The following is an 11317-nucleotide window of genomic DNA, read 5'->3' on the forward strand; positions in this document are numbered from 1 at the left end:
TTCATGAGCACGAACGCGCCGGAAGCCGTCCGATACGCCCCCGGTGCACTGGTACGCGCCCGAGGACGCGAATGGGTCGTGCAGCCCGGTTCGGACGCCGACCTGCTGGTGCTGCGCCCGCTGGGCGGCGCCCAGGACGACCTGGTCGGCGTGCTCCCGGCGCTGGAGAAGGTCGAGCCGGCCAGCTTCCCGCCGCCCACCGCCGACGACCTGGGCGACCAGTCGTCCGCCGGGCTGCTGCGCTCGGCGCTGCGCATCGGCTTCCGCTCCGGCGCGGGCCCGTTCCGCTCGCTGGCGCAGCTCGCCGTGGACCCGCGCTCGTACCAGTTCGTGCCGCTGCTGATGGCGCTGCGGCAGGAGACCGTACGGCTGCTGATCGCCGATGACGTCGGCATCGGCAAGACCATCGAGTCCGGACTGATCGCCGCGGAGCTGCTGGCGCAGGGCGAGGCGACCGGCCTGGCCGTGCTGTGCAGCCCGGCGCTGGCCGAGCAGTGGCAGGAGGAGCTGCGCGCGAAGTTCGGCATCGAGACCGAGCTGGTGCTGGCCTCCACCGTACGGCGGCTGGAGCGTTCCCTCGACGTCGGCGAGTCGCTGTTCGGCCGGTACCCGAACGTCATCGTCTCCACCGACTACATCAAGAACCCGCGGCACCGTGACGAGTTCGTCCGGCACTGCCCGGACCTGGTGATCGTCGATGAGGCGCACACCTGCGTCCCCGCCGCGACCGGTGGCCGTGACGGCAGGCAGCTCCGCTACGACCTGGTCCGGCAGGTCGCCACGAAGCAGACGGCCGACGGCCGGGACCGCCACCTGGTGCTGGTGACCGCGACCCCGCACAGCGGCAAGGACGAGTCGTTCCGTACCCTCCTCGGCCTGCTCGCCCCGGAACTGGAGACCGTCGAGCTGGACACCGAGGCCGGCCGCCGGAGGCTCGCCCGGCACTTCGTGCAGCGCCGCCGCGCCGACATCCGCACGTTCATCGGCGAGGAGACCCCGTTCCCCAAGGACCGCAAGAGCCTGGAGGTCTCCTACACGCTGTCCGCCGAGTACCGGAAGCTGTTCGAGGCCGTCCTGGACTACGCCCGGGAACAGGCGCTCGACGAGAGCGACGGCGTCGTACGGCAGCGGGTCCGCTGGTGGTCGGCGCTGGCCCTGCTGCGCTCCCTGGCGTCGTCACCGCGCGCCGCCGCGCAGACCCTCCGGACCCGCGCGGCGAACCTGGAGGCGACCTCGAAGGAGGAGGCCGACGCGCTCGGCCGCGCCGCCGTCCTGGACCTCACCGACGACGACTCCACGCATGTCGTCGACGCCGCGCCGGGCGCGGACACCGAGGACGGCTCCGGCGGCGCCCCGCAGCAGCGGCTGCGCCGGCTGGCCAAGCAGGCCGACGCCCTGGAGGGCAAGGCCGACAAGAAGCTCACCGAGCTGACGGCCATCGTTAAGGACCTGCTGAAAAAGGGCTACAACCCGATCGTCTTCTGCCGCTTCATCCCCACCGCCGAGTACGTCGCCGAGCACCTGGCCGCCGCGCTCGGCAAGAACACCGCCGTCGCCGCCGTCACCGGCACCCTGTCCCCGGCGCAGCGCGAGTCGCGCGTCCAGCGCCTGGTCTCCGGCGCCACCGCCGACGACATCGAGGACCGGGAGCCGCCGGAGCGCCGCGTGCTGGTGGCGACCGACTGCCTGTCGGAGGGCGTGAACCTCCAGGAGGGTTTCGACGCCGTCATCCACTACGACCTGGCCTGGAACCCGACCCGCCACGAGCAGCGGGAGGGCCGCGTCGACCGGTATGGCCAGCGCCGCGACGTCGTCCGCGCCGTCACCCTGTACGGCGCGGACAACCAGATCGACGGCATCGTCCTGGACGTCCTGATCCGCAAGCACGCCGAGATCCGCAAGGCCACGGGCGTGTCCGTCGCGGTCCTCGACGAGTCCGACAGCGTGATCAACGCCGTCCTGGAAGGGCTGCTGCTGCGCCGCGAGGACGCCGAACAGCTCACCCTCGACTTCGGCGTCACCTCCCGGCGCGACGACCTGCACGCCGAGTGGGTCAGCGCCGCCGAACGCGAGAAGGCGTCCCGGGCCCGCTTCGCCCAGCACGCCATCCGCGCCGACGACGTGGCCCGCGAGGTGGCCGAGGTCCGCGCCGTGCTCGGCTCCGGCGCGGAGGTCGCCGAGTTCACCGAGACGGCACTGATCAAGCTGCGCGGGCAGATCGCCCCCGCGGCCGACGGCGGCTTCACCGCCGACACCGCCGGCCTGCCGTCCGCGCTGCTCAGCGGCCTGGAATCCGTGCTCGGCGCCAAGCACGCGCGCACCATCGCCTTCCACCCGCTGCCACCGGTCAAACGCGGTGAGGCCGCGCTGACCCGTACGGACGCGGCCGTCGGCACCATCGCGCGGTTCGTCCTGGACGCCGCCCTCGACCCGAAGCTGGACGGCTGGCAGCGCCCGGCCCGCCGCTGCGGCGTCATCCGTACGAGGTCCGTGCCCAAGCGCACCACCCTGCTGCTGGTCCGCTACCGCTTCCACCTGTACCTGCCGACCCGCGACGGCGGACGCCGCCAGCAGATCGCCGAGGACGCCCGCGTACTCGCGTTCCGCGGCAGCCCCGCGAACGCCGAATGGCTGACCGAGGACGAGGCCCTGGCCCTGCTCGACGCACGGGCCGACGAGAACACGGCGCCGGAGTTCGCCCGCTCCACCGCGACCCGCGTCCTGGACGGCTTGGACGCCATCCGCCCCCACCTGGAGCAGTACGGCGCCGACCTCGCCGACGCCCTGCGCGCGTCGCACGCGCGGGTCCGCGAGGCCGTCGGCGCGATCCGGCGCGGCCTGCGCGTCGAAGCCGAACCCGACGCCGACGTCCTCGGCCTGTACGTCTACCTGCCGATCACCGGAGAGGTCACCCGATGACCCGCACCAGCACCCTCCCCGTCGGCGTCGCCTCCGTCGGCGGCCTGCTGCCCGAAGAGACGCTGCGCCGCCTGTCCACCGGCAACAGCCTTTCCGGCACCGCGCCCGCCGCGTACCACCTCGGCAAGGACGAGACCGTCGTCGACGCGGCCGAACGCGCCTGGACCTACCTGCGCGGCCGGTACGCGTCGTTCAAGGACCAGCTCGCCAAGCTCCCCGAGGACGACCCGGCGATCGGCGTCACCCGGGAGTACTGGCTGGGCCGGCTGTGCCAGGAGCTCGGCTTCGGCCGCCTGCCGCACACCCCCGCCGGGGGACTGACCAGCGACGACGGCGAGAAGCAGTTCGTCATCAGCCACCAGTGGCAGCACGTCCCGATCCACCAGCTCGGCTGGGGCGTCGCCCTCGACAAGCGCACCAAGGGCGTGCCCGGCGCGGCCGACGCGGCCCCGCAGTCACTGGTGCAGGAGTACCTCAACCGCAGCGACGCCGCCCTGTGGGGCATCGTCACCAACGGCCGGCTGCTGCGGGTGCTGCGCGACTCCAGCGCGCTCGCCGGCTCCGCGTACGTCGAGTTCGACCTGGAAGCCATCTTCGAAGGCGAGGCGTTCGACGCCTTCATACTGCTGTACCGCGTCACCCACGTCTCCCGCTTCGAGACCCAGGGCGAGGACACCGGCCCGGCGTCCTGCTGGCTGGAGAAGTGGCGCCAGGAGGCCATCGACTCCGGCGTCCGCGTCCTGGAAGAGCTCCGGAAGACGGTCAAGGCGGCGATCGAGACCCTCGGCACCGGCTTCATCCAGCACCCGGACAACGAAGAACTGCGCAGGGCGCTGGAGGACCGGCACAACGACGAGGTCACGCCCGAGACACTGCACCGGGCACTGCTGCGCACGGTCTACCGGCTGCTGTTCCTGTTCGTCGCCGAGGACCGCGAGGTGTTGCTCGACCCTGCGGCCTCGCAGGAGGCCCGCGACCGGTACGCGACGTACTTCTCCACCGAGCGGCTGCGCCGCCTCGCCGCCCGCCGCCACGGCGGCCGGCACTCTGACGAATGGCAGGCGCTGACCCTCATCCTGGACGGTCTCGGGCAGGAAGGCGGCCGTCCCGAGCTGGGCCTGCCCGCCCTCGGCGGCATCTTCGAACTCACCGGCGCCGACACCGCCCTGCACGGCTGCTCCCTCGCCAACGAGCACCTGTTCACGGCCGTACGGTCACTGTCGCGGGTGCGGGACGAGAAGGCCCGGCGCATCCGCCGGGTCGACTTCAGACACCTCGGTTCCGAGGAACTCGGCTCGGTGTACGAGTGGCTGCTGTCGTACGTCCCCAAGTACGACCCGGCCGAGCGGACGTTCAACCTGCGGGAACTCGGCGGCAACGAACGCAAGACCAGCGGCTCGTACTACACGCCAAGCTCCCTCATCGACGTGCTGCTCGACTCCGCACTCGAACCGGTCATCGACGACGCGGTGAAGTCCGGACGTACGGTCGAGGAGCAGGAGCGTGCCCTGCTCGCGCTGACCGTCTGCGACCCGGCCTGCGGCTCCGGCCACTTCCTCGTCGCCGCCGCCCGCCGCATTGCCAAGCGCCTCGCATTCGTCCGGACCGGCGACCCCGAGCCCTCGAACGAAGAGGTCCGCCGCGCGCTGCGTGAGGTCGTGTCCCGCTGCATCTACGGCGTCGACATCAACCCGATGGCGATCGAGCTGGCCAAGGTGTCGCTCTGGCTGGAGGCTCTCGAGCCGGGCAAGCCACTCGGCTTCCTCGACGCCCACCTCAAGGTCGGCAACGCCCTCCTAGGTACGACTCCGAAGCTGCTCGCCGGGGGGCTGCCCGACGACGCCTTCAAGCCGATCGAGGGCGACGACAAGAAGTGGGTCGCCGCGCTCAAGAAGCGCAACAAGGCCGAACGGGAGGCGTACGAGAACCGGCACCTTGGCGTCCAAGGCGAGCTGTTCTCTGAGACGGGCCTGCGCGTCGGTAACAACGGCCTGGCCCGTCAGGCGCTGGCCATCGCCGATGCCCAGGACGATGACCTTTCGATCGTCCACGCTAAAGCCGGGGCATACCGGAAACTGCGAACGTCACCTGAGTATTTGGTCGCCAAAGAACTCGCTGACGCCTGGTGTGCAGCCTTTCCTTGGAGCAAGACACGCGACAGCGCCCCTGCCATCACGACCCAGACGCTGCTTGATCTGAGGGAAGAGTCTGACCGCGTAGAGGTGCTGACGCGGGCAGGAATTCGAGATCTGGCCGAGCAGTACCGCTTCTTCCACTGGCATCTGGAGTTCCCTGAGGTGTTCAGCGTGCCGGACGACGGCGCACTCGGCATCGACGAAAGTAGCGGCTGGAGTGGCGGTTTCAAATGTGTTCTAGGGAACCCGCCCTGGGAGCGAATCAAACTACAGGAGAAGGAATTCTTTGCAACTCGTAACGAAGAAATATCTACAACCTCTAACAAGGCTGCCCGCAGTCGGCTAATTGAGCAACTAAGGATCGCCGATTCGGATCTATATGGCGCTTTTCTTAGGGCAAGGCGAAAGGCGGAAAGTGAGAGTCACTTCCTAAGGGGTTCTGGTCGCTATCCCTTGGCTGGGCGAGGCGACATCAACACCTACGCGATTTTCGCTGAACTTGGGAATTCCGTAGTCAGCTCCGACGGATTGACGGGCATGATTCTCCCGGCCGGCATCTGCACCGATGCTACTACTGCTCCGTTCTTCGATGACCTAGTAACGGGACATCGTCTAATACATGTCTATGGCTTCCGTAATAATCGTGGACTCTTCAAAGGAGTAGGGCACGGTGACGTGCGGTTCTGTCTGCTCGCTTGGCGGGGGATGGCAGGAGACGCGTCTGAGATTCACTTCGGATTCGATCTAGGAATTCCTGACGAAATAAAGTATGGGGATCATACGTATCGGTTGGCGTCTAATGTTATCGCTCTCGTCAATCCAAACACTGGAAGCTGTCCTACATTCAAGGGCTCTCGGGATGCAGAGATAATCTCGTCGGTCTATCGTCGTGTTCCGATCCTCTGGCATGATTCTTCAAAGGCCAACCCATGGCAGGTCTCCTTCCTGCCGATGTTTCACATGGCTGGCGATTCCGTCCTGTTCAAAACCGGCGATGATCTTTCTATGGATGGATGGCACCTCGAAGGGAACGTTTTCTGCAAGGGTGGAAGCCGCATGCTTCCGCTCTACGAAGGAAAAATGGCGTATCACTATGATCACCGGTTCGGTGACTATCGGAATCGGGCTGCCGGTAGACAAGATAGTGTTCTCCCGCGCGTCGCTGTGAGAGATAAACGAAGCAGTGACTACTTGGTCGCTCCTCGCTATTGGGTCGCTGAGAAGGAAGTGGATGGCCGCATGCGGGGCCTAGATAAAGGCTGGTTCGTCGGTTGGAGAGATATCTGCCGTAGTAGCGATGAGCGGACGATGATATCTACTATCCTTCCTCGTGCGGCGGTTGGTCATACGATGCCGCTCATGCTCGGGGAAAATACGCATCTCCTTGTTGCCTGTCTCTCCTCATTCGTCGTCGATTACATCGCTCGACAAAAGATCGGGGGCATGCATATGACTTATTCATACCTCAAGCAGTTGCCTATCTTGGGGCCTGAGTCCTATGAGTGTGCAGCCTGGTGGGATAAGACAACAGAACTATCAGTGTGGATTACCAGGCGTGTCCTTGAGCTCAGCTATACCGCTACAGACCTTCGAGCCTTCGCGGAAGATGTGGGGGACTTGGGTCCTCCGTTTGTTTGGGACGAGGAGCGTCGCCTTGCGATGCGCGCCGAACTCGATGTCGCATATTTCCTTCTTTATGGAATCACTCGCGATGATGTCGCTTATATTTTGGATTCCTTCCCGCTTGTCCGAAAAAAGGACGTTGTCGAGTTCGGATCTTATCGGACCAAGGAGTTGATTCTGGAGGTATACGATGCGATGACATCCGCAATCAGGACGGGGAAACCATATCGGAGTTTCCTCAATCCCCTTCCTGGCGAAGGCCCTCGTCACCGAAGCGTTCCAGTGCCTGCTGAACCTTGAAATCACGAGCCGTTGGCTTGTGTTGAGGCGATGCATATCATGAGGTGAGTGCAACGAAAAAAGAAGTTCGCCTGCTTAAGTGTAAGGCTCAGGAGTCTCTTATCCTTTCGGTCGACCACTTCAATCGTGTAGGAGATGTAGGGAGGCCGGAGGCCGTCCTGGTCTTGCTCGACAGGGGACTAGAGCTGATCCTAAAAGCAAGCCTACTGCACTGCGGTGCGAAGATTCGTGAGCGAAGAGATTCGAATACCATAGGCTTTGACGCGTGTGTTCGACGAGCCTATAGTGGAGCGAATCGGTTTCTGGATGCCGATCAGGCTATTGGGTTGCAAGCGATCAATGGCTTGCGTAATGCTGCTCAGCATTACCTACTTGACATTAGCGAGGAACAGCTCTACATCCATGCGATGAGCGGAGTGACGCTTTTTCGGGGCATAGTCAATAAGGTGTTTGCCGAGAATCTCGCCGACCTGTTGCCCCGGCGTGCACTGCCACTGAGTACGGTCGCGCCTGCAGGGATGGCTATGCTATTCGCAAACGAAGTAGCGGAAGTTCGAAAGTTGATGCGGCCGGGGACACGACGCCGTACCGAGGCCAGCGTTCGTCTTCGCCCTCTTGCGATACTAGATAGCAATCTTCGCGGCGTTAAGTTGCAGCCATCGGAAGCTGAACTGCATAAGCTAGCAAATCGTCTCGCTCAGGGTGTCGCCTGGGAGGATGTTTTCCCTGGCGCCGCGGCCGTCGAGCTGACGTCGGAAGGCGCTGGCGCTACACTGAGCCTTCGGATTACAAAGAAAGAAGGGATTCCAGTACAGGTCGTTCCAGAGGGCACAGTTGGCGAATCTGTTATTGCAGTAAAGAAAGTAAATGAACTTGATTTCTATAATCTCGGACACAAGCAGATTGCTGCAAAAGTTGGTCTTACGCAGCCCAAGCTGACTGCCCTCATTCGCCTTCACGACCTGGAATCGGACCCCGATCTGGCGAAGGAGCTGAGGATAGGAAGCTCCGTGTTCAAGCGGTACTCACAAAACATCATTCCTCGCATTCGGCAGATTATGCAGGAAGAATCCATACATGAAATTTGGGAGCGCTGGAAACTTAGCTCTCAAACTTAAGTGTCGAAGGTGACGTTTCGGCTTTGCGGATCGGGATGTGAGCTCGGTTTGGATTTGCTGAAGAGCTCGCGCTCTCAGCGTCTGCTTCTTCGAAGATTGCTGTTTCAACGCAGTTCGCGTTCGGCTCGCTGCGGCGAGACTTCCGCCACTCGGGGAACGTTGTCACGTGCCGTGCCTGCCTTCGATGATCTGATCTGCGAGTTCGCTGAGGAACGTCAGCGTGGCTACTTCGGACAGTGCCGCGTTCCTTACATACTCGTACCTTCGTGCGAATCGCGCTACCCGCTCTGCGTCCGTATATACGAGATCTGCAGATACCGTCTCGGTCAGCGTCATCGGTGGATCGCATGAGTCCGGAAACGTATAGAGGAAGACAAGGCCCGCCGGAACCAGGCTTGGAATCATGCCAGTGACCAGCGGGAAGACACGTACGGTCACCCGTGCATGGGTCTCGGCGATCTTGATGACGTGGTGGAGCTGGGCGTACATCACCTCTGGGGGGACGCTGAAGCGGCGGAGGCCGACCTCGTCGAGGATGACTTCGTACTCTGGGCCGTCGGGGCGTAGGACAGTGCGCTGTCGCTGAAGCCGTGCCTCGATGAGGCGCTCGGGGATGTAGGTAATCGGGCCTTCGGCCTTGGCATGCTCGATTAGAGCCCACGTGTAGTCCGGAGTCTGGAGCAGGCCGGGCATCGCGCCGGGCTGGTACTCGCGGATCGTCTTCGCGCCCGACTCGATGTCCGCGTACAGCCGCTGCCGGTCGCCCATCGCGTCGCCGTACGAGTCCCACCAGCCGCGCTCGGCGGCGTCGCGGGCGATCTTGACGATCTCGTGCCACTTCTCGCCGGTGACTCCTAAGACGTCCAGGATCTTCATCACCTCGGCGAGGTCAGGGCGGATGTGCGCGTTCTCCAGCTTCGATATTTTCATGCGCGACTGGTGGATCGTGCAGGCGAGCTGGTCGGCGGTCATGCCGTGTTGTTCGCGGAGCGTACGCAGTTCCGCGGCGAGTCGCCGGCGGCGGACGAACGGGCTGCTCATCCTCGACCTCCCGAGGGGCGTCGATCACCTGACTGTTGAGTCTGATTACAGCAGGTGTTGTTCGAACACACTCCGGAATCGGTAGACATCGGCGCAGGTGAGCGCAGGAGTACCGTGCCGCGCTCGAACGTTCAGCCATCTGACGTTCCGGCGCAGAGCTTGCCGGAAGAAGAGGTTCCGCAACAGCGCGTGCGAACCGCGGATCTTCGCGCCAAGGCTAGGTGACCCGCTGTACGAGGCCGAGCAGCCGGTGTGAACTGACGGCGATCGGACGGAGCCACGGTGGCCTGTCCTCCGAATCGCAGGTGAGGATCACATGGTTGCGGGGACAGTAGGGAGGAGCCGCTGGAGCGGGGGACGGCGCATGAGCCGCGTGCGCGTCCAGGCCGTCGGCGTGCCCCGGCTCGTACGCCCGTCGTCGCCCCTCCCCGTGGACGCGTGCGCCGGTCCGTGCGTCGGTTGCGGCCGTCCGTCGCTGGTGGCCGTCACGCTGTTCGGCGACGTCGATGCCCCGCACTGCGCGGCGTGCTGGCCGGCGGTCACGACGCTGATCGAAGCGCGCGGTGACCGCCTGTCCTACACCTCCGCCGCCCGCTCCGTACTCGCCGGTCGTCGCGGTGAGGGCGACCATTCGCCTTCCACGCGCGACCTCGACGCCGAAGCGCCGGGCCGGCGGAGCCGTGTCACGGGTAATCCGGATCAGGCCCACGTACGCCCGCGGCCACCCACGACTTCAAGGAAGCCGATGACGCTGCCTGCCGCCGCTGTCGCATCCGATGAGCCGTTCACGCCGATGTACTGGCGTCGTACTTTTTCCGGTGAGCCGGTCCAGGTCGGTGCCGCCCGGGCCTTCGTCGCCTACCTCCTGGCCGGCTTTCCGTCGCTGGACGATGTGCTTCTCGTGTTGGGCGAACTGGCCGTCAACGCCATCCGGCATACCGGCTCTGGGCGTCCCGGCGGCACGTTCACCGTGGCGGTTCACCGCGACGCTGCGGGGGTGTTCGTCAGCGTCACCGATCAGGGCGCCCCCTCCGAGCCCCGTGTCCAGCCTCCTGCCGACGCCATCGACCCGATCGACCTCGCCGAGTGCGGTCGTGGTCTGCTCACCGTCACGGCTCTCGCCACCGCCTGGTTCTGGAGCGGCACTCCCAGCTCCCGCACCGTGCACGCGACCTTCGCCGTGCCGCGCCTCCGCCACGACCACACCGCCACCTCGGCCGACCCGATGGCTCCGGGGGTGGCGCCGTGAGCATGGTGGGGAACCGAAGACTTGGGTCAACACACCCAGCGGTGGAGATGGTTGTCTCCCTGCGATTCGTTCCGTTCAGCCGTGAGGCTGGGCGAAAGATCGCAGGGAGACGCGGTCTCATCACAACGGGGGTGGTTACCCGAGGGAGGACCAGCCTCGTCCCGTCAGTGACGGGAGGGCCTCACCCTGGTCGTCGGTGTCAACGATCAGGGTGCAACCCCGGGGGTCCTACTGGGCCCCGAGTAGAGCCTGCAGAAGGGAGGTGATCTTTCCGAAGTCGGTCATCACACCTACGGCGATCAGGATTGCGTACTTCGTGCTGGCCGGGACCTTGCCCGTGCCGTCGTCGAGTCCGCACGCGACCCTGATCTTCAACATCGCCTCGGCGAGGAGCTGAGTCTTGAACTTCGCGATCTCGACTCGGTGCTCGTACTTGGCGACCTCAGCTGAGCGCTGAGCCTCTTCCGCGCTGCCCATCCGGGACCGGTTGCGTCTGAGCATGGAGTCCTTCCATGTCAACGGCGCAACGCGAAGAACCCGGGTAGTCAGCCCCGGCTCCTCTTGTCACACCTGGTGGATATTGGTGCAACGTCCATGAGGGAGCCGGGGGGCTCTTCTCTATGGAGTTGTGAGTCGAGTGTGGCACGGGGCCGAAGGCCCTGACTAGACTCGGTAAGCACGTAAGCCCCTCCTCGTAAGCGGCGGACTAGTCACCCGTCGGCAGGGGCGCGAGAGAACGACGGGAAGGCTTCAGCGTCTGAGGGCCGACCCGTCGTTTCTCTTTTCGGGTCGTTCCGCGAGGCCGCCAGGAGTCTCGCCAGGCGCGTAAGCCCCTCCTTGGAAGCGGCGGATTAGGCACCCGTCGGCAGGGGCGCGGGGGAGACGGCGGGAAGGCTGCAGCGACGAAGGGCCGACCCGCCGTTTCTCTATGC

Annotated in this window: 6 protein-coding genes; 4 read left to right on the top strand and 2 right to left on the bottom strand. The window is 65.0% G+C overall.

Annotated features, from left to right (window positions below):
* Positions 1–78 precede the first annotated feature (78 nt).
* Genes NE235_RS02410 through NE235_RS02420 form a run of 3 tightly spaced genes read left to right on the top strand, consistent with a single transcriptional unit; the run spans position 79 to position 8095 of the window.
* Positions 79–2919 carry a helicase-related protein gene (locus NE235_RS02410; protein ID WP_308206005.1) on the top strand — a complete coding sequence of 947 codons (2841 nt, stop codon included), beginning with the start codon at positions 79–81 and terminating at the stop codon, positions 2917–2919.
* A complete protein-coding gene (locus NE235_RS02415; RefSeq protein ID WP_252798999.1) occupies positions 2916–6977 on the top strand; it encodes an Eco57I restriction-modification methylase domain-containing protein in 4062 nt (1353 codons plus the stop codon). The genes NE235_RS02410 and NE235_RS02415 overlap by 4 nt, the downstream gene beginning before the upstream one ends.
* 44 nt (positions 6978–7021) lie before the next feature.
* Positions 7022–8095 (top strand): DUF3644 domain-containing protein, encoded by a 1074-nt coding sequence (locus NE235_RS02420; protein ID WP_252799000.1) that lies wholly within the window; start codon positions 7022–7024, stop codon positions 8093–8095.
* A gap of 162 nt (positions 8096–8257) precedes the next feature.
* Here NE235_RS02420 and NE235_RS02425 read toward each other — a convergent pair whose 3' ends face one another.
* Entirely contained in the window at positions 8258–9136 is an 879-nt protein-coding gene (locus tag NE235_RS02425) for a helix-turn-helix domain-containing protein (protein ID WP_252799001.1), read from the bottom strand.
* A 364-nt stretch (positions 9137–9500) separates the two neighbouring features.
* On the opposite strand from NE235_RS02425, the gene NE235_RS02430 reads away from it, so the two are divergent.
* Positions 9501–10385: an ATP-binding protein gene (locus NE235_RS02430; protein WP_252799002.1), complete on the top strand. Its 885-nt coding sequence runs from the start codon at positions 9501–9503 to the stop codon at positions 10383–10385.
* Between the two features lie 228 nt (positions 10386–10613).
* Here NE235_RS02430 and NE235_RS02435 read toward each other — a convergent pair whose 3' ends face one another.
* On the bottom strand, positions 10614–10886 hold the full coding sequence (locus NE235_RS02435; protein WP_252799003.1) for a hypothetical protein: 273 nt from the start codon (positions 10884–10886) through the stop codon (positions 10614–10616).
* Between the last annotated feature and the right edge of the window lie 431 nt (positions 10887–11317).

The sequence above is a fragment of the Actinoallomurus spadix genome, from assembly GCF_024055725.1.
Classification (GTDB): domain Bacteria; phylum Actinomycetota; class Actinomycetes; order Streptosporangiales; family Streptosporangiaceae; genus Actinoallomurus; species Actinoallomurus spadix.

What these genes read in the sequence shown, in the direction of transcription:
- NE235_RS02415 (WP_252798999.1), top strand. Translation starts at nt 2,916, where the DNA reads ATGACCCGCACCAGCACCCTCCCCGTCGGCGTCGCCTCCGTCGGCGGC.
- NE235_RS02430 (WP_252799002.1), top strand. Translation starts at nt 9,501, where the DNA reads ATGAGCCGCGTGCGCGTCCAGGCCGTCGGCGTGCCCCGGCTCGTACGC.
- NE235_RS02435 (WP_252799003.1), bottom strand. Translation starts at nt 10,886, where the DNA reads ATGCTCAGACGCAACCGGTCCCGGATGGGCAGCGCGGAAGAGGCTCAG.
- NE235_RS02425 (WP_252799001.1), bottom strand. Translation starts at nt 9,136, where the DNA reads ATGAGCAGCCCGTTCGTCCGCCGCCGGCGACTCGCCGCGGAACTGCGT.